Genomic DNA, 20,898 nt, shown 5'->3' with positions numbered 1-20,898 from the left:
TAATTTACTTGCCCTAAATTTTCGCTGCTAATATAAGCCTAATCTTCAAATTCTTCCTTGAGGATGCGAACCACCTCTTGGATTGTTTCTTCTTCTAGATCGGTACGCTGTACCAAATCGTTTACATCCTGTTCCAAAACGCTGCGCGCGGTATCCAATCCAATCTTCTTGAATTCTTCGATCACCCAGCTTTCGATCTCGTCCGAGAACTCGGTCAATTCCACATCTTCCTCAACACCTTCACGGAACACATCTATTTCATAACCAGTCAATTGACCAGCCAATCGTATATTATGACCTCCCCTACCGATAGCCTTGGAAACTTCCTCTGGCTTAAGGTATACTTGGGCGGTTTTTTTCTCATCGTTCAGTTTTACCGAGGACACACGCGCCGGACTCAACGCCCTTGTTACCATCAATTGGGGGTTGTTGGTCCAGTTGATCACATCGATGTTCTCATTGCCCAATTCGCGGACAATTCCATGAATCCGTGATCCCTTCATACCTACACAGGCACCAACTGGGTCGATTCTGTCATCGTAGGAGTCCACGGCCACTTTGGCCTTCTCTCCTGGGATACGAACCGCTTTTTTAATGGTAATCAATCCATCAAAAACCTCCGGGATTTCTTGGAAAAACAATTGTTCCAAGAATTTGGGGGAGGTTCTCGACATAATGATGGCCGGTTTGTTCCCTTTGAGCTCTACGCTCTCAATGATCCCGCGGACGTTGTCTCCCTTGCGGAAAAAGTCCGATGGTATTTGTTTTTCTTTTGGAAGGATGATTTCGTTTCCTTCATCATCCAACAAAATTACGGCACGGTGACGGATATGATGTACCTCAGCCGTGTATATTTCACCTTCTAAATCCTTGAATTGCTTGTAGATGGTGGTATTATCGTGCTCATGGATCTTGGAAATCAGGTTTTGGCGCAATGCCAAAATGGCCCTTCTTCCCAAATCGATAAGTTTCACCTCTTCCGAAACATCTTCGCCCACTTCAAAATCGGGCTCGATCTTACGCGCTTCGGACAACGAAATCTCCTCGTTTGGATCTTCCACTTCACCATCTTCGACAACCACACGATTCCTCCAGATTTCCAAATCCCCTTTGTCCGGGTTGATGATGATATCAAAATTGTCGTCAGAACCAAACTTCTTTTTGAGCGCACTTCGGAACACTTCTTCCAAAATCGCCATAAGGGTAACCCTGTCAATAAACTTATCGTCCTTAAATTCCGAAAAGGATTCGATGAGCGCTAGGTTTTCCATTTTCTACTACAATTAAAATTTTAATTTAACTTTTGCCTGTTGAATATCAGAAAATGCGATTTCCTGCTTTTTCTGTACCGTAACTTTTCCTTTACCCACGGGTTTCGGCTCACGTGCCTTCCACTCCAGGGTAATGCTATTTTCCGAGGCTTCCACCAATGTTCCCTCCAGTTCCCCGGAGGTGGTTCTCACCTGTAACTTTCTTCCAATATTTTTGTTGTACTGACGCGGCAACGTTAAAGGCGATGTAGCTCCTGCCGAGGTCACTTCCAAGGAGAAATCCTCCTCTTCACGGTCCAAATTGTGCTCAATGGCACGGCTAACATCCATACAGTCCTGCAAACTGACACCCTCATCGCCATCCAAAACCACCTTGATGCTGTTGTCAGCACCTATGGTGAGGTTGACCAAGAACAAGGACGGGTTTTCCTGCAACGCCTTGTTCAGCAACAATTCCACTTTATCCTTCAACATAAATGAGAAATAAGTAATAAAAGAGGGGACTCAAGGTCCCCTCATGAATACTTTTATATCCGTTCAGTTTTGCAAATATACAACAAATAATATCGCCCGTGCAACCCATTCCAAAACAAAAATAAGGCCGACCCCACTATTTTTCAGTGTATTACCATTTGCATGCTTCGTGATTCATCTCTTGGCCAAATCTAGGCAACCAATACATTTAAATGTTTAACACCCGATTTGGGACAGTTCACAACAAATATTTTCCATCGAATCGTTGAAATGTAAATTTATACCTTAATTAATGGAGTACATGGCCTCAACCTCTTTCTTCACTAACAAGAAGAATCATTATCCCATAAGATGGATGCTCATTTTTGCACTCTTTCTTTTAGGAACCACATTATCTTTTGCACAGACCACGCTTTGGAGTGAAAATTTTAACAGCTATTCCAACGGTACCGAAAACGGAGCAGCCACTGGGGCATCCGGCAGCAGCTGGAGCACAAATCGTGGCAACAGGCTATCCACCAGAAACAATGCCCTAAGAGCTCGCAACTTGGATGCAGAAGGTATATGGCAAACCAGCACCATCAATATTTCTGGATACGATGTTATCAGCTTCAGTATGGATACCTGGGTGGACGATGAGGACGAGATGGACAATGGTAACGATTATTTGATTGGGGAATACCGCGTCGACGGAGGCTCATGGCAGCAATTTGTGAACGCTTCGGGTTCAGATTCCGATCCTTTGGCACCATCCTACTCCTTTATCATACCTGTCACAGGAAACTCCGATTTGGAAGTTAGGGTACGGATGGACAATGACAATAACGACGAACAATACTTTATTGACAATGTTCTCGTGGAAGGCACTTCTGGAATATGCAACGGTGAAGTTGACTTCGAGTTTTACGATAGCACTCCCTCTGGCAACACAGTTGATAATATTCCCACCTCAGGTTTCTTGGGCTCGGGCACCTATACCAGTTTTGATGTGGACGCCCTCCAAAACCAAGAAGACCCTGGCGACAACAACACTTTTAGTATTCGGTATAGCGGCTTTATCCAAATAGATACACCCGGAACTTATACGTTTTTCACCACTTCGGATGATGGCTCCAAACTCTACATCAACGGAACAGAAGTGGTGGACAATGATGGACTTCATGGATCACAGGAACGGTCGGGCACTATTTCCTTAACCGCAGGACTGCACGATATTACCGTCCTATTTTTTGAAAATAGCGGTGGCGAGACGCTTACCGTTCAGTATCAAGGACCATCCATTTCCAAGCAAAACATCCCATTTTCCAAACTGTATTCCACTTGTAGTGTTGGCAGTGCGGACCTCGATGGCGATGGTGTGGATGATGTTGCCGATGTGGATGATGACAACGATGGCATCTTGGATATTGACGAATGTGGAGGCGCCAGCGGAAATTTTGTGCAAAACGCCACCAATCTGCAATTCTTTACCAATCCGTCCAATGCCGAAGGTAACCCTGGCACTTCCTTTGCCGCCAATGCGGTTTCTACCTACCAAGGACAATCCGAAATACTCTTACAATTTGCCCAACCTGTTCCGGTCGGAACTTCCGTAAGCGTTTTTCTTGGGGCAGACCCGGCAGTGTCCAGCACTGATATGCAAATACAACGCTCTTCGGCAGGTGGAGGAAATGACGGCTGGCTGGCCGGTGCCAATGGCACTACCCCAGGCTCCATTCGTGAAGTCACCTTTACCGTAAACGGAACTAGTTTACAATATATAAAGGTAATTGCTTGGCAGGTCGGTGCCCGGGTCTATGGCGCCAGTTATGGCGGTTCGGTGGATTGCACCACCGTGGATACCGATGGCGATGGAATCCCTAACTACCAAGACTTGGACAGTGACGGTGATGGGATTCCCGATAATTTGGAAGCCCAAACATCTTTGGCCTATACAGCTCCTTCGGGCAGTGACTCCAATGGCAATGGTCTCGATAACGCCTACGAGGGAAGCGGGCTTTCCCCAGTGGATACAGATGGGGACGGCACACCCGACTTTATGGACACCGACAGTGATAATGATGGTACACCAGACACTACCGAAGCAACCCTGACTTTAGCCGGTTCCGATAGCGACGGTGATGGACTCGATAATGCGACAGATACCACCACAGGATACGATGATCCAGGAGGTACCATTGATAACCCTTTGAACACCAATGGAGGCTCAATATTACTACCAGATTCCGATGGGGATGTTGCCTCAGGGGGCGATTTGGACTTTAGGGACGATACCTTTGATGACAACGAACCTCCATCCATCACCGCTACTGGAAATCAAACCTTTTGCCCAGGCGACACCATTCCTGTGGTTGAAAGCGTGGAAATCACTGACCCGGACAGCAGCACCTTGGATGCAGTATATGTTCAAGTGACCTCGAACTACGATGTTTCGGGGGATGTCCTTAGTCTAACGGGCACCCATCCGAACATTTCAGCCACTTGGGACACCTCCGAAGGAAGGCTTTTGCTCAACGGACCCGCAACTTTGGCCGAATTTGAGGCGGCCATCAGTGCAGTGGTGTTTGAAACGACTGCAACCGTAACCGCTGGTGAAACAAGAACTTTCTCCATAGTGATGAACGAAGCCAATTATCTGGAATCTACAGGCCATTATTATGAGTACATACCCTCCGAGGGCATTACTTGGACTGCTGCCAGGGATGCAGCAGCATTACGCACGTTTTACGGACTTCAGGGCTATTTGGCGACTATTTCCGTTCAGGACGAATCCGACCTTTTGGGATCGCAAGCTCCAGGGGCAGGATGGATTGGAGCCAGTGACGCTGCCCTCGAAGGCGATTGGTATTGGGTAACAGGCCCTGAAGCAGGCACGTTATTCTGGAGAGGCGGCGCAGGCGGAACCGCGTTTAGTTATGAATTCTGGAACTCTGGAGAGCCCAACAACTCAGGAAATGAAGATTATGCACATATTACAGCACCGGGTGTGGGACTCCCTGGATCCTGGAACGACCTTTCCAATACAGGTGCCAATAGTGGGGTGTATCAACCTAAAGGTTACTTAGTGGAATATGGAGGAATGCCCGGAGATCCGCCTTACCCGGACCTTGCCGCCACCACGACCATTACCGTAGAATCTGTTGCCCCTACAGCCAGCGCCCCAGCACCTGTAACGGTACATTGTACGGATGACATTCCAACGTCTGATATCAATCTGATTACCGATGAAGCGGACAATTGCGACCCAAATCCAACGGTTACCTTCGTAAGTGACGTTAGTGATGGCGGAAGCAACCCAGAGACCATCACAAGAACATATCGCATTACCGACGCAGCGGGCAACTCCCTCGACGTGGAACAAACCATTACTGTTGCTCCTTTCACAATCGACACCCAACCCACCAACCAGACCGTGGTCATTGGAAACAATGGTAGCTTCACCGTATCCGCGAGCAATGTGGACACCTATCAATGGGAAGTGAGCACCGACGGCGGAAGCAACTTTGCACCTATCATTGATGGGTCCGAATACTCGGGCACCCAAACGGCCACATTAACGGTGCTTTCACCCGACAGCAATAAAGATGGATACCTGTTTAGGGTACTTGTTTCCAACAGTAGTGGGAGTTGTACTCCGTTGACCTCCGACGAGGCCACCTTGACCATGAAAGCGGGGAGAGTGATCACTAACAGGGGCGTTACCTATCGGGTAAACAAGAACTAGGAATCCAAAATCATCTTATCTTTAGCGGATGGATGTCTTTCGAAACCCGAAAACCCTTCATCACCTAAAGCGCATTTTGCCCTTTGGCATCATTTGGCTGGTCCTGAGCTGGTTTATCCTGCTCATAGAATCCATGGCCACAGGCTACGAGAACCAACGCCCTGAAACCGACATCACCGTAACATGGAGCATTTTGCTCTTCGCTTCCTTGGCTGTATTTCTGGTTGGCATTTTGATGGGTTCGGTAGAAGTACTTTGGATGGGCAAACGGTTCAAATCCAAAAGCTTCGGACAAAAAATCCTGTATAAAATGGGATTCTACATTTTGTTCATGTTGCTCATCAACTTGATTACCTTCCCCATTGCCGCCAGTATCGAGTCCAATAGCTCCCTCCTGGACCATCAAGTCTGGGAAAAATTTGCCAACTACATCTCCAGCACCACCTTTCTGAGCACCATGGTATCCTTGTCCTTCAGCATTTTTGTATCCCTCATTTATGCTGGAATCAGCGAACACCTTGGCCATAATGTATTGCTCAATTTTTTCTCCGGAAAATACCATAAGCCCAAGGAGGAATCCAGAGTTTTTATGTTTTTGGATATGAAATCCTCCACCTCGCTTGCAGAGCAATTAGGACACAAAGCCTATTTCCGGTTTTTGAGCGATTATTATAACCAACTGTCAGATGCCATTATCCAATTCAGAGGCGAAGTGTACCAATATGTGGGCGATGAAATCGTAATCACATGGAAGGAAAAGGATGGATTGCACAACCAAAACTGCATCCGCTGTTTCATCGCCATGAAGCTCAGTCTGCAACAAAAATCGGATTATTTTAGCACTACTTATGGTATGGTGCCATCTTTCCGGGCAGGCCTACATTTGGGAAAAGTGACCACGGGTGAAATCGGCGCGCTTAAAAAGGAAATTTTCTTTACTGGTGATGTACTTAACGTTACTGCACGCATCCAAAAGTTGTGCAAATCCCTTGAGCAGGACCTTTTGGTTTCTGGCGACCTTGTGGGGGAACTGCCAAAATCAGATGCACTTACATTTACATCCTTGGGAAAAATGGAACTCGAAGGAAGACAGGAAGTGGTTGAACTTTTTGCCCACAACAATGGCATTTTTTAGACCTGATTTTCAGCCTTTGATTTTTTAAAAAATATTTTTACCGCGTATCGAAATATGATATAATTTCGGTGCCGCAAAATGACACTGGAACAGAAAGTCCGATCGGTCGAACGGTTGTTCGATCAATTGGAGAAAGAAACCGAACAATTCCAAAAAAATTCGGGAATTGGTTGTGTTTCGGGTTGTGGAAAATGTTGTACCTACCCCAATATCGATGCTTCGCCCTTGGAGTTTTTGCCTTGGGCCTTCCATCTATTTTTATCCGGCAAGGCGGAAGATGCCTTGATCAGTTTGACCGAAAATCCCGGAGCGACCTGTTTTATCCTCAATCCGGTCTCCATCATCGGAAAGGGTCATTGCGGCAGTTACCGTCATAGGGGGCTTATCTGCAGATTGTTCGGCTATGCGGCCAACCGCGACAAGCACGGAAACCTACGGTTGGCTACCTGCAAGGTCATCAAGGAAAATCAGGAGGAAAATTACTTGGCCACCCAAAAGGCCATTTCAGAAGGGATGTACGTGCCTGTTTTTACGGACTACTACATGCAATTGGGACAAATAGATTTTCAACTGGGAACCAAAGTGATGCCTATAAACAAGGCGCTTAAAATGGCTTTGGAAGAAGTGCTCCAGTATTACACCTATAGGCCCATCCCCAGTTCGGACAAACAGTGCGTCTAGGTAGCCGAGTACTTTTCGTTTCAGCACTACCATATTTCCTTTAAGCTATTTGTGATTTAACTCGGGCTTCAATTGAATTCGCAAAGACGTTTGCGGACAGTACTTGTTAATGTTTCATAAAAAGAAAATAGGTTCGCCTACTTTTTCCTACTTTGTCCCTTTTGGAATTTAAATTGAAACCGACCATGATTAAAAAACTCCTGATTTTTGGACTCTTTTCGCTTGTATTGACGCATAACGCCCAAGCACAACTTTTTGGCAAGAAAAAGAACAAAAACAAAAAGGAAGCCACCGCAGAAAAACCTAAAAAAGACAAAAACGGCATCAAAAAATACGGTGATGTCATCACGGAAGATGCGGTGACCGACGACGGCCTGTTCAAGGTACACCAAATGGAACAGGATTATTTTTACGAAATTCCCTTCGATCTCTTGGAAAAGGACATGCTTTGGGTAAGCCGGATAGCCCAGATTCCCGACAACCTCGGGGGAGGCTATGTAAATGCCGGCTCCAAGACCAACGAACAAGTGGTCCACTGGCAACGCTACCAAAATAAGATCTTACTTAGGGTCAAATCGTACACCAACATCGCGGACAGCACTAAGGCCATTAGCAATTCCGTAAAGGTGAACAACTTTGAACCGATTTTGTTCGCTTTTGACATCAAGGCATTTAATGCCGATTCTACCGCCGCGGTCATTCAGGTGGATAAACTCTTCACCACCGATGTGGCAGCCATCAGTGGTTTATCGTCACGGTTAAGACAACGTTACAAGGTCAAAAAGTTGGACCAATCCCGTAGTTTCATCAACAGCATCAAAAGTTTTCCAGAGAACATAGAGGTAAAACAGGACTTCACTTACGATGCTTCGGAACCACCTTCTTTTTCGGACACGGGCTCCATCAGCCTGCAAATGAACCAATCCATGATTTTGTTGCCCGAAGAACCGATGACACCCAGGTTAAACGACCCTAGGGTAGGTTTCTTCACCGTATCACAAATCGATTATGGAAGCCCTAAATTGAAGGCCGACCAAAAAAGGTATATCCGCCGTTGGCGATTGGAGCCCATGGACCCCGAGGCCTACGCTAGGGGCGAGTTGGTTGAACCTGTAAAACCCATCGTTTACTATTTGGACCCGGGAACCCCCGAAAACCTGCAAAAATACATTAAGCAAGGTATTGAAGACTGGCAAAAGCCGTTTGAAACGGCCGGATTCAAAAATGCGATCATCGCCAAGGATGCCCCGACCCCAGAGGAAGACCCAGAGTTTAGCCCAGAGGACATCCGTTATTCCGTGGTACGTTATGTGGCAAGCACCACGCGAAATGCGGTTGGCCCCAGCGTATCCGACCCTAGAAGTGGCGAAATTATTGAAAGTGATATTATATGGTACCACAACCACTTGCGCAGCTATCGTAACCGATATTTATTGGAGACAGGTGCCGCCAACCCCTCCGCACGCACCTTGGACACGCCAGATGAGGAAATCGGTGAAATGATGCGAATGGTCATTGCCCACGAAGTGGGGCATGCATTGGGTTTTCCGCACAATATGGCGGCCAGCTATGCCTATCCCGTGGACTCGCTTCGCAGCGGTAGTTTTACACAAAAGAACGGTATCGCAGCAAGTATCATGGATTACGCCCGGTACAATTATGTGGCACAGCCCGGTGATGAAAATATCCGTTTCATTCGCCAAATGGGTCCCTATGATCACTACGCTGTTAACTGGGGATACAGATGGCTGCCCAATATCCAAGAACCTGAAGATGAAAAGGCAACCTTGAACCAATGGATTTTGGAAAAGGCGGACGACCCCAAGTTCAAGTATGGCCGTCAGTCCAGCTATTTTGATCCGCAGTCGCAAACGGAGTGCATCGGTGACGACCCCATAAAAGCGAGTACCTACGGCATCAAAAATTTAAAATATGTGATGACCCAGCTTCCTTCCTGGACCTCGGACCAAACCAACGATTATGATGATTTGGAGGAACTTTATGGGGAACTTTTAGGAGTTTTCAATCGATATGTGCGGCATGTGGCCCGCAACGTGGGTGGTGTGTATGAAAATATCAAGACACCGCAACAAGAGGGTACGGTCTATACCGCCCTGAGCGCAAAGGAACAGCGCAAATCGATGGAATGGTTGCACAAAAATATTTTTGAAACCCCAGAATGGCTTTTGGACACTTCGGTATTGCAGAACATTGACCATACCGCGTACTTTGAAAATGTGAGAAGAGTACAATCTTCGCAACTCAACCAGTTGATGGGATTGGAAACCTTGGGCAGGTTAATCAATTCCGAAACGACCCAAGACGACAATTACAGCGCCTACGAAATGTTGAGCGATTTGCGAAAAGGGCTTTGGAGCGAAGCCTATCGAAGCAGGAATGTAGAACTGTACCGTAGAAATTTACAGAACACCTATTTGGACTATATGGCGGATTTGCTCACGGATAACGATGCTTCCAATTATAATGTGGAAACTTCCGATGTACGAACATTGGTACGCGGAGAACTGACTACGCTAAAAAGGACCCTGAACAGGGCCAAAAACGCAAACGTAAATACGATGACGAAGTATCACTACGAAAATGCCATCGCCAAAATCGATGAGCTTTTCGATAGCGAATAGTCAATAAGGGTATCACCCAAAAGAAAAGCCCCGCAAACTTTCATTTGCGGGGCTTTTTCGTTGGCCTACAAGGACTCGAACCTTGAACGACTGAACCAAAATCAGCTGTGTTACCAATTACACCATAGGCCAGTACCATAAAAGCTAAATGCTATCAGCTTTTGAGCGTGCAAATTTAAAACAAACTTTGGTATCAACAAATATTTTTGAAAAGAATACACGCGATTTTTATCCCTTTCCCGTGTTAAAGGTTTTCCAAAAAGGGCTAGGCTTCTGTTCGAGATTTACTAAATTCGCCACAATTCGGTTAACAACCAACTACTATGTTTGCAAAAGACTTCAAAAAATGGGATACCATCCTTGGGTGGGTTTCCTTCGCCATAGCCTTTATTGTGTATGCCCTAACGGTAGAACCCACAGGAAGTTTTTGGGATGCAGGGGAATATATTTCCACCTCCGCAAAATTGCAGGTTGGGCACCCACCGGGAGCTCCATTGTTGCAAATGATCGGCGCTTTCTTTGCCATGTTCGCCTTTGGCGATGAAACCAAGATTGCGCTCATGGTCAATGCAGTATCCATAGTTTCCAGTGCCTTTGCGGTATTGTTCACCTTTTGGACCATTACTAACCTAGCGGGCAAATTGGTCGGTAAAAAAGCTGAAATCACCAACAGCAAGGCCATTGCCATTTTAGGGAGCGGATTGGTCGGTGCACTGGCCTTCACCTTTTCAGATAGTTTTTGGTTCAATGCCGTGGAAACGGAAGTGTACGCCATGGCAAGCTTGATCATGGCATTGTTGCTTTGGCTGGGACTTAAATGGACGGACAACTTGGACGACCCTCGGAGTCACCGCTGGCTCATGCTCATTTGTTTTGTGATCGGTCTTACCTTCGGAATACAGTTTATGGGCTTTTTGGCCATTCCATCCATCGGATTGCTCTATTACTTTAAAAGATACAAGACCACGACCGTAAAAAACTTTTTGCTGGCCAACATCATCGTGGTCGGCATTTTGATTTTAGTCTATAAATTCTCTTTGACCTACGTATTGGAACTCTTTGGTTGGAGCGAGGTATTCTTTATCAATGAGATTGGACTGCCATTTAATTCGGGATCCATCATCATGGGACTGCTCTTTGTGGCCGCTTTCTATTTTGGATTGAAGTACACCCGAAAGCACAACTATTACAATGCCAATATTGTGGTATTATGCCTGATGTTCCTCATCCTTGGGTTTTCCTCTTGGTTGATGCTTCCCATCCGTGCAAATGCCAAAACCGTTGTAAACGAAAACAACCCGGCCGATGCACGTGCCCTTTTGGCCTACTACAATAGGGAACAGTATCCTGGAGTGGACAGCCCAGTGTATGGTGCCTATTATTCGGATGCCTTTGCACCCTCGGGAGAGGACCGGGACGATAGCCCCAAATATGAAAAGGACTTGGAGCTCGGTAAATATGTGGTGGTCAACCATTACAAAGGCGCCATACCCGGACCCAACGAAAAACACGTAGGATTTTTACCGAGGATGTGGAGCGACCAACATGCCGAGAACTACATGAAATATTTTGGCGCACTGGATTTCCGAATCAAATCGGAGTACATCTCCAACAACGACCTACGGGAAGCCGTCAACCAATTTAAAACAGCCTACTCCCAAGGAGAACTGGACACCGATCAATATATCCGCTTTTTAAGGGAGTTCGGGGAATATATCGAGGTACAGCCACCAACATTGGGGCAAAATTTGGAGTACCTATTTGATTTCCAGTTCAGCTATATGTACATGCGCTACTTTATGTGGAATTTTGTGGGGAAACAGAACGACGTACAGGGCAGATACGATGAAAACGGAAACTGGCTGAGCGGCATCAATTTTATGGACAGCATTAGATTGGGAAGTCAAGAAAATCTTCCCAGCGATTGGAAGAATAACAAAGGGCGCAACACCTATTTCTTTTTGCCCTTGCTGTTGGGTATTTTGGGTATTGTCTTCCAAATATCACGAAACCCCAAACAGTTTTGGGTCCTCTTCGTGTTCTTTATGTTTACCGGTCTCGCCATTCAATTTTATACCAACCCTTACATCTTCCAGCCACGGGAAAGGGATTATTCCCTCGTGGGTTCGTTTTATGTCTTCTGTATCTGGATCGGTTTAGGGGTGTATGGCCTTTTTGAAGAGTTTAAAAAGTTGATATCGGCCAAAATTGCCGCACCTGCGATCACTACGATTTGCCTGTTGGCCGTACCGTTGTTAATGGCTTTCCAAAACTGGGATGATCATGATCGTTCTGGCAGATATACCGCCCCGGCAACCGCAAAGGCCTATTTGGATTCGTGTCAGGAAGATGCCGGAGCCATACTGTTTACTATCGGGGATAATGACACCTTCCCGATTTGGTACGCCCAGGAAATTGAAAATTATAGAACCGATGTCCGTGTAATCAATACCAGCCTCTTTGCTACCGACTGGTACATCGACCAGATGAAGCGAAAGGCCTATGAAAGCGACCCCATCCCATCACAATTGACGCACGACAAATACAGCTATGGAACCCGCGATGCGGTCTACTATCAAGGTATCACCGATAATAGGTGGAACATCAAGGATTTTGTCAACTGGATAGGCAGCGACAAGCCTCAGACCAAGTTTAGGCATATCTTGACCAATCAAGGAGCCGATCTGAGTCAATATTCTGAAAGCACTCTGGACATTGTGTACTATCCTACCAATAAAATCAGGATTCCGGTCAACAAGCAAAATGTGTTGGAAAGTGGGTTGGTCAAGGAAAAAGATTCGGCCCTCATTGTCGATTATATCGATATTGACCTACCGCAAAGCGCCTTGGCCAAAAACAGGATCATGATGCTGGACCTCATTGCCAACAATGATTGGAAACGACCCATTTACTTCTCTGGCGGAAGTTTTGACAGTGCAGAATACATTTGGATGAAGGATTACCTTCAACTGGATGGCCTTGTTTATAAACTGGTACCCATAAAAACCCCGAACCGCAATTCTTTCGAAATGGGACGCATCGACTCCGAGTTGATGTACGACATCGTAAAAGATTGGGATTGGGGTAACTCTGGCAGTGATGATATTTACCACGACCCCCAGACCCGCTCACAAGGACTGTCCTTCCGAAGCAATTTGGCCCGATTGATGGAAACCTTAATTGCCGAGAACAACATTGACAAGGCGAAGGACGTCATCAATATTGCCATGGACAACATGCCTGTGGACCACTATGGTTTCTATGCCTTTGTAGAACCCTTTGTGGACGGCTATTACAAAGTGGGCGAGACCGAAAAGGCGCGAGAGCTGTTCGGCAAACTCAAGAAAGTATATCAGGAACATCTGGAATACTACGCCAACATTCCTTTGGATGAGCAGTACGATAAAATAGACGACATCCTCTCCGATATGCAGGCCTACAGAAGAAACATTGACATCTTAATTGAAAACGGGGACAAAGAACTGGCCGAATCAGAAACCATCATCTTCAATGAATATATTGACATGTTCTCCCAATTTGTAGATGAGGAAGAGGATGTGTTGGACGAACCCATCCCCATAGATCCAGATATGGAAGACACAGTTCTATTGGATGCACCCGATACCATTCCGGAATCCATTATCCCGGATGAGGAACAATAGCATAAAAAAAGCGAGGCCAACACCTCGCTTTTTTTATTTGATATATTCGTTTAGGATTCCTATTAACGTATTGGCGTCCTGCTCGCCGCTCTGTCGCCATACCATCTCCCCTTTTTTGTAGATCATCAAAGTGGGCAGCCCTTTAATCCTTAGGGCTTGGGATAGTTCTTTATTTTTGTCCACATCAATCTTTATAACCTTGCCTTTATCACCAAGGGCAGCGGCCACATCGCTCAGCACAGGGTGCATGGCGGTCGATTGCTCGTTCCATTCTGCATAAAAGTCTAACAATACTGGGACCTGTAAATCTATAAGTTCTCCGAATTTGGACATGTATTCTAAGGTTTACAGTCAAATGTAAGAAAAAATGTGAATGTTTTTTACAGCCTGTGAAGTTTAGGCCATAAGAGGAAATCCATTTAAGCCAATCCCTTCTTTTTTAATGTGATTACCGAAATCTCTGGATAGATACCAAAGCGACCGGGATAACCGATAAATCCAAAACCTCGGTTCACATTGATAAATTGATCTAACTCTTTGTAGATACCAGCCCAATATTTGTAGCGCCATTTTACCGGGCTCCACTTAATCCAACCTGGAATCTCCACACCAAACTGCATGCCGTGGGTATGTCCGCTTAAGGTCAAATGAAAGTGGTAATCATCATGGAGCACCACATCTTCCCAATGGGAGGGATCGTGGCTCAACAATATTTTAAAATCCTCTGGGGAAACACCTTCCTTCGCCTTTTGCAAATCGCCGGCTTTCTTGAAGCCACCTCTACCCCAATTCTCCACACCTACCAAGGCAATTTTCTGTCCATCTTTCTCCAAAAAACGGTTGGAGTTCAACAAGAGGTCAAAGCCCATTTCCTTTTGCATGTTCTTAAGATCCTCCATATTTTGTGCCTTTTGCTCTTCCGTATCCCACACGGCATAATCCCCGTAATCGTGGTTGCCCAAAATGGAAAATACACCATCCTTGGCCTCCAAACGGGAAAAGACATCTTTCCAAGGTTCCAACTCCGTTGAGCGATTGTTTACGATATCCCCTGTAAAAAAGATGACATCACTTTGTTGATCATTGATAAGATTTACTCCGTATTCCACCTTTTTATAATCATCAAAACTGCCACTGTGCACATCGGAAATCTGTGTAATCTGATAATTATGGAAGGCGTCCGGAAGGTCATCAAACTCTAGCTCGTATTTCAGTACCTGATAGTTGTATTTGCCACGGTACATGCCATATAGCAACGCCCCAAAGGGCAATGCCGCCAAACCTAGTGCAATACCACTGATGAACTTCCTTCGCGAAGGAAAGTAACCTGCATCCGATTCCGAAATCCCAACGATTTTGTTGTATCCGTAGCCTATCAAACGGACCACATCCTCCAACAATAAAAAGAAACCCAATACCAAGGCCAACAGAAAGAAAGCGGCAAAAATGGTCCCCGCGATGGCAGCAGTACCCTTAAAGCCATCTCCGGGGTCGTAGGTCATTACCTTAACAGTCAAGAAAATCAAGGCAGCCAAAAAGAGCACAATGTAACTCCATTGCATCAAAGGGCTTTTAAAAAGCGTTCGGAAGGCCTGAAAGCCATAAACGGCCAACACCACATAAAGAACTGCCAAAACAAGAAATCGGGACATACAATTTTTTTACAAAATTAGGGCTAATCTGCTATTAAACAGTGGTTTTTAAATTTATTTAACGGCACGCACGATGGCTTTTAGGGTATCTACATTGGAAACGGCCACCTGATGTTCCACCAAATGCTTGGAAGAATTCATACTGATTTTTCCGCTCAGCTTCAATTCCTTCCCAAAAGAAGTACCGGAGCAATGGATAGCCTTGAGTCCGATATCCTTGAAGTTTGATGCGTTTTGGGGTGACACCCCTCCCCCGGGCATTAGGGTCATCGAGGTTTTTTGTTGCCAAGCCGCCAAATTTTTGATGCCTTCTGTTGCAGCGGTTTCACCTCCGGAAGTCAAAATCGTTTGTACCCCCAATTCTTCCAACTGCTTGATGGCCTCCAAAGGCTCTGCTACCCAATCGAATGCACGGTGAAAGGTAAAGTGCAACGGCCTTGCCAGTTCCACCAACACCTTCATTCGTTCTACATCCACCGTAAAATCTTCCATCAAAATCCCAGAAACAATGCCCTGCACTCCTAGCGCCTTGCACGCCAAAATATCGCCCCTCATCACCTCAAACTCAGCATCGGAATAGGTGAAATGTCCACCTCTGGGACGTATCAACACATGAACAGGAATGGTCAGCTCCTTTTTCACCAATTGAATAAGCCCTACGGATGGGGTGATGCCACCCACTCCCAGCTCCGAACAGAGTTCAATCCGGTCCGCCCCTGCCCTTTCCGCATTCCTTGCCGATTCCAACGAATTGGCGCAAACTTCTACCAGCATATTGTATCTTTAAACTTCATAAAAGTAAACATACCAACCCATGGAACGACGCAAATTCCTCAAAAATTCCAGCCTTTCCGCCGCCGGATTGGTTGCCGCTTCCAATTTGGTCGCTTGTAAAACCGAAACAAAACCCGAAGTAGCTCCTGCTGCAACAATTCCAACTCCCAATCCCATCAAACCCATTGTGGTGTGTACCTGGAACTTTTTCAACGCTACCGAGAAAGCTTGGGAAGTACTAAAATCGGGTGGTAATGCCCTAGATGCCGTGGAGCAAGGTGTTAGGGTCGAGGAAGCGGACGAAACCAACGAGACCGTGGGCAAGGGTGGCCGACCCGATCGTGACGGAAACGTGACTTTGGACGCCTGTATTATGGACAAAGATGGGAATTGTGGTTCGGTGGTGTGCATGCAAAATATTGTGCACCCAGTTTCCGTGGCCAGAAAAGTGATGGAAGTAACCCCACACATCATCCTAGCGGGAAAAGGGGCAGAGAAATTTGCTTACGAACAGGGCTTCCCAAAAGAGGATTTACTCACCGAAAGCACACGAAAACAGTACGAAGAGTGGCTAAAAACCTCCCAATACGAGACCACCATCAATATAGAAAACCACGATACCATTGGCATGCTTGCCATTGATGGAAATGGAGATATTGCCGGCGCTTGCACCACCAGCGGAATGGCCTACAAAGTAGCAGGGCGTGTTGGCGACTCCCCTATTATTGGGGCAGGACTGTTTATCGATAACGAAGTGGGCGGTGCAACAGCAACGGGTGTCGGTGAGGAAGTCATTCGCACGGTGGGCAGCTTTTTGATTGTGGAATTGATGCGACAGGGCAAAAGTCCGCAAGAAGCCTGTGAAGAAGGCGTAAAACGCATCATGAAGAAAAATGCGGGCCGAAAGGATTTCCAAATTGGGTTTTTGGCCATCAACAAAAATGGGGAAACGGGCGGCTACTGCGTGCATCCCGGGTTTACCTATAGGGAATATTCTGCCAATGGACATGAAAACCGGGAGGTGACCAGTTTTTATGAGTAGCAGTTAGACCGCTGCGCTGATAGACAAAAGACTTAAGACCGCTTTGCTTTTGGATTCAAGAATCAGGACGGCTGGTTTTATCCGTCTTGTCTCTTGTTTCTTGTCTCCTGTCTCACGTCTCACGTCTCACGTCTCACGTCTCACGTCTCTTTAAGCTAAACCCAAATCCTCTCAAATCTAATATCTCAATTCTCATATCTTTTAAACGCAATTCGTACATTTAATCCCTACCCCATTTCGGGTGCTATTATTTTTTATTGAACATTGATATCTGAATAAAATGTCTGACCAAAAAAGACTGTTTCTTTTAGACGCCTACGCGCTAATTTTCCGTGGCTACTATGCCCTCATTAAAAACCCACGAATCAACTCCAAAGGGATGGACACCTCGGCCATTATGGGGTTCATGAACTCCCTTTTTGATGTGATCAAACGGGAACAGCCTGACCATTTGGCGGTGGCCTTTGACAAGGGAGGTAGCGTGGAGCGGACCGAAATGTTCGAAGACTACAAGGCAAACCGGGATGAAACTCCGGATGCCATCCGTATAGCAGTGCCCTACATCCAGCAAATTTTGGAGGCCATGAAGATTCCCGTAGTGGAGTTGGAGGGGTATGAGGCCGACGACCTCATCGGCACCTTGGCCAAACAGGCCGAAAAAGAAAACTACAAGGTGTTTATGGTGACTCCCGACAAGGATTTTGGGCAATTGGTGAGCGAAAATATTTTTATGTACCGACCTGCACGAATGGGAAACGGCATCGAAATTTGGGGCATCCCCGAAGTGCAAAAACGATTTGGCGTGAAACGCCCCGAACAGGTGATTGATTACCTCGGAATGATGGGCGATGCCAGCGACAATATTCCCGGACTGCCGGGCGTAGGTGATAAAACGGCCAAAAAGTTCATCGAACAGTTCGATTCCATGGAAGGATTGTTGAGCAATACCGACAAGCTGAAGGGCAAAATGAAGGAAAAAGTGGAGGAACATGCCGAGTTGGGCCGTTTATCCCGAAAATTGGCCGAGATCAAAACGGATTGTGACGTACAATTCCATGCGGAAGACTACGAAATGTGTCCGCCTGATGCCGAGAAGGTCCAAGAGATTTTTGAGGAACTCGAATTCCGAAGACTAAAGGATCAGTTCATCAAATTATTCACCGAAGAAGCGGAAGCGACCACTCAGGTAACCAGTACCCAAACCGCCAAGGAAGAGGCCAAGGTGGCAGGCAGTGGTCAGTTTACCCTATTTGGTGGCGACCCTTCGGAGGCCGCGGCCACCATCAAGGATGTAAACAGCCGATTGACCATTGGCGACGTACCCCATTTTTATCAGAAGGTTCAGGATGGCAAGGGCATGGAACTTTTTCTGGAAATGCTGATGAAGCAACCCTCCGTCTGTTTTGATACCGAGACCACTTCCCTGAATCCGTTGGAAGCCGAATTGGTGGGTATTGCCTTTAGTTGGTCGCCCGGCAAAGGGTTTTATGTGCCCTTCCCCAACAATCAAAATGATGCACAACCATTGATTGAAAAATTGCGCCCCTTCTTTGAATCGGAAACCATTGAAAAGGTGGGGCAAAACCTCAAATATGACATCAAAGTGATGCAAAATTATGGTGTAGAGGTCAAAGGAAAATTGTTCGATACCATGCTGGCCCACTACCTCATCAACCCCGATATGCGTCACAACATGGATGTGCTGTCCGAGACCTACCTCAACTATACGCCCATTTCCATCACCGAACTCATTGGAAAAAAAGGCAAAAACCAACTCAGTATGCGCGATGTTCCTTTGGAAAAGCAAACAGAATATGCTGTGGAAGACGCCGATATCACGTTTCAACTGGGGCTAAAGTTTACTCCAGAACTCAAGGAAGCCCATACGGACAAATTGTTTGATGAGATTGAAATTCCGTTGCTCCGCGTGCTGGCGGATATGGAGCTGGAAGGTATCAATCTGGACAAGGATTATCTAGGTGGCCTTTCGGAACAATTGGATAAGGACATTGCGGAACTGGAAAAGAAAATCTATGCTGATGCCGGCGAAGAATTCAACATTGCCTCCCCCAAACAGTTGGGCGACATCCTTTTTGGCAAGTTGAAATTGGTGGACAAACCGAAAAAAACCAAAACAGGTCAGTTTTCCACTTCGGAAGATGTGCTGTCCTACTTGGCCAAGGACCACGAAATCATCAAAAACGTGTTGGACTACCGTGGATTGGCAAAACTAAAAAGCACCTATGTGGATGCGCTGCCCAACGAAGTCCAGCAAAAAACAGGTCGGGTACATACCGATTATATGCAAACGGTGGCTGCAACGGGGCGTTTGAGCAGCAACAATCCGAACTTGCAAAACATCCCCATCCGTACCGAGCGTGGACGGCAAGTTCGCAATGCCTTTATCCCAAGGGACGAGAATTACGTCCTCTTGGCGGCGGATTACTCCCAAATTGAGCTGCGCATTATTGCCGCCCTGAGTGAGGAGGACACCATGATTTCTGCCTTTAAAAATGGGGAGGACATTCACGCTTCCACCGCATCCAAAGTTTTTAATGTACCGATTGAGGAGGTGACCCGCGAACAGCGTAGCAACGCCAAAACGGTGAACTTCGGCATTATTTATGGGGTGTCGGCCTTCGGGTTGAGCAACCAAACGGATTTGAGCCGTTCCGAAGCCAAGGAATTGATCGACACCTACTACAAGACCTATCCCAAATTGCGCAATTACATCAGCGAGCAAGTGGATTTTGCCCGTGAGCACGGCTATGTGCAAACGGTGTTGGGCCGTCGCAGATATTTAAAGGATATCAATGCGGGGAACCAAGTGGTGCGTGGCGCAGCGGAACGTAACGCCGTAAACGCTCCCATTCAAGGAAGTGCAGCGGATATTATTAAGATCGCGATGATCAACATCCATAAAAAGCTTTCCGAAGGAAAGTACAAGACCAAAATGCTGCTGCAAGTACACGATGAATTGGTGTTCGATTGCTACAAACCGGAATTGGACAAGATGAAACAACTCATCAAATCGGAAATGGAGAATGCCTATAAACTCTCCGTACCGCTAGATGTGGAAGTGGGTATTGGCGAGAATTGGTTGGAGGCGCATTAAGGCATATTTTTTGATTTCTCTTTTTTTATGGAAAAGCATTTTGCAATATTCTTACTTGTTTGCTTCACTGCACTTTTTTTTAGTTGTAATAATTCACTGGAGAATAACCAAGATGACAAGTTGAGTAAGTTGACTTCTTCAAAGATATTTTCAGATAAATTTTTAGAGTTTCAAGGTGACCCTGATTTTGAAGTAATTAATCTTGAAAACGTTGCAAATTTTAACACCTTGATTGATCGAATGCAAACATTATCCTGTAAGAATAAATATACAGGCATCACTTATCAGTTTAATGATACAATATATAATCAATATGGGTATACAGAGTGCCCAACTAGTGGAGTCATTTCATGCTTCATGAATTCAAATCAAATACACATAAAAAATGATTCCTTAAGGAATTATCGAATTTCCTCGGATAAATTTTATTCAATCGAGTCACTTACAGACCAATTGAAAACAATGAACGCTGTAGATTATTATGATTCAGGTGGTAAAACAGTCTTAAAACAGATTTTAATTTTTCTACACATCGAAGAGCACTATCCTATTTCGAAAACTAAAGAGGTGCTTGCTGAGATTCAAAAACAGTTTGATAAGGCAAACGAAACAATGGGAAATAAGTATTATCGGCATTTGATTTTTTTTGAGAAATATGACTACACAGATATTCCTCCACCTCCTCCACCGCCCGAGTTTCTAGATTAGCAAAATTTTTATCTCAAA

General features: G+C 45.8%; 13 protein-coding genes and 1 tRNA gene. 8 read left to right on the top strand and 6 right to left on the bottom strand.

The genetic code is table 11. The features are described from left to right. Positions 1-38: 38 nt before the first annotated feature. Together nusA and rimP are read right to left on the bottom strand one after the other, a co-directional pair. Positions 39-1,271 carry a transcription termination factor NusA gene (gene nusA / locus ABNE31_RS05540; protein WP_127142276.1) on the bottom strand — a complete coding sequence of 411 codons (1,233 nt, stop codon included), beginning with the start codon at positions 1,269-1,271 and terminating at the stop codon, positions 39-41. 12 nt (positions 1,272-1,283) lie between these two features. Beyond that, on the bottom strand, positions 1,284-1,745 hold the full coding sequence (gene rimP, locus ABNE31_RS05535; RefSeq protein ID WP_293284214.1) for a ribosome assembly cofactor RimP: 462 nt from the start codon (positions 1,743-1,745) through the stop codon (positions 1,284-1,286). Between the two features lie 355 nt (positions 1,746-2,100). On the opposite strand from rimP, the gene ABNE31_RS05530 reads away from it, so the two are divergent. From ABNE31_RS05530 to ABNE31_RS05515, 4 genes are all read left to right on the top strand, one after another. After that, positions 2,101-5,469, top strand: a complete 3,369-nt coding sequence (locus ABNE31_RS05530; RefSeq protein WP_349352668.1) for a PA14 domain-containing protein — start codon at positions 2,101-2,103, stop codon at positions 5,467-5,469. A gap of 28 nt (positions 5,470-5,497) precedes the next feature. Then, a complete protein-coding gene (locus ABNE31_RS05525; RefSeq protein WP_349352667.1) occupies positions 5,498-6,604 on the top strand; it encodes an adenylate/guanylate cyclase domain-containing protein in 1,107 nt (368 codons plus the stop codon). 78 nt (positions 6,605-6,682) lie between these two features. Then, positions 6,683-7,285, top strand: a complete 603-nt coding sequence (locus ABNE31_RS05520; RefSeq protein ID WP_293284208.1) for a YkgJ family cysteine cluster protein — start codon at positions 6,683-6,685, stop codon at positions 7,283-7,285. Positions 7,286-7,470: 185 nt separating this feature from the next. Then, a complete protein-coding gene (locus tag ABNE31_RS05515; RefSeq protein ID WP_349352666.1) occupies positions 7,471-9,927 on the top strand; it encodes a zinc-dependent metalloprotease in 2,457 nt (818 codons plus the stop codon). A gap of 60 nt (positions 9,928-9,987) precedes the next feature. Here ABNE31_RS05515 and ABNE31_RS05510 read toward each other — a convergent pair. Further along, positions 9,988-10,059, bottom strand: a tRNA-Gln gene (locus tag ABNE31_RS05510). A 191-nt stretch (positions 10,060-10,250) separates the two neighbouring features. Here ABNE31_RS05510 and ABNE31_RS05505 point away from each other — a divergent pair. Continuing rightward, positions 10,251-13,589 (top strand): DUF2723 domain-containing protein, encoded by a 3,339-nt coding sequence (locus ABNE31_RS05505; RefSeq protein ID WP_349352665.1) that lies wholly within the window; start codon positions 10,251-10,253, stop codon positions 13,587-13,589. 33 nt (positions 13,590-13,622) lie between these two features. On the opposite strand, the gene ABNE31_RS05500 is transcribed toward ABNE31_RS05505, so the two are convergent. The 3 genes from ABNE31_RS05500 to ABNE31_RS05490 all read right to left on the bottom strand — a co-directional run bounded on the left by ABNE31_RS05500 (position 13,623) and on the right by ABNE31_RS05490 (position 16,015). Further along, on the bottom strand, positions 13,623-13,922 hold the full coding sequence (locus ABNE31_RS05500; RefSeq protein ID WP_127142270.1) for a thioredoxin family protein: 300 nt from the start codon (positions 13,920-13,922) through the stop codon (positions 13,623-13,625). 86 nt (positions 13,923-14,008) lie between these two features. Continuing rightward, complete coding sequence (locus ABNE31_RS05495; RefSeq protein WP_349352664.1) at positions 14,009-15,241, bottom strand: metallophosphoesterase; 1,233 nt, start codon at positions 15,239-15,241, stop codon at positions 14,009-14,011. A gap of 54 nt (positions 15,242-15,295) precedes the next feature. Continuing rightward, on the bottom strand, positions 15,296-16,015 hold the full coding sequence (locus ABNE31_RS05490; RefSeq protein ID WP_349352663.1) for a copper homeostasis protein CutC: 720 nt from the start codon (positions 16,013-16,015) through the stop codon (positions 15,296-15,298). A 40-nt stretch (positions 16,016-16,055) separates the two neighbouring features. Between ABNE31_RS05490 and ABNE31_RS05485 the strand changes: the two genes are divergently transcribed. The 3 genes from ABNE31_RS05485 (at position 16,056) to ABNE31_RS05475 (ending at position 20,880) form a co-directional block, all read left to right on the top strand. Continuing rightward, positions 16,056-17,057 (top strand): N(4)-(beta-N-acetylglucosaminyl)-L-asparaginase, encoded by a 1,002-nt coding sequence (locus ABNE31_RS05485; RefSeq protein WP_349352662.1) that lies wholly within the window; start codon positions 16,056-16,058, stop codon positions 17,055-17,057. 280 nt (positions 17,058-17,337) lie between these two features. Then, positions 17,338-20,172, top strand: a complete 2,835-nt coding sequence (polA, locus tag ABNE31_RS05480) for a DNA polymerase I (protein ID WP_349352661.1) — start codon at positions 17,338-17,340, stop codon at positions 20,170-20,172. A 27-nt stretch (positions 20,173-20,199) separates the two neighbouring features. Beyond that, positions 20,200-20,880, top strand: a complete 681-nt coding sequence (locus tag ABNE31_RS05475) for a hypothetical protein (RefSeq protein ID WP_349352660.1) — start codon at positions 20,200-20,202, stop codon at positions 20,878-20,880. The last annotated feature ends 18 nt before the right edge of the window (positions 20,881-20,898 follow it).

Source organism: Flagellimonas sp. MMG031 (genome assembly GCF_040112705.1).
Lineage (GTDB): Bacteria > Bacteroidota > Bacteroidia > Flavobacteriales > Flavobacteriaceae > Flagellimonas.
This window is presented reverse-complemented; position numbering and strand designations above follow the sequence as displayed.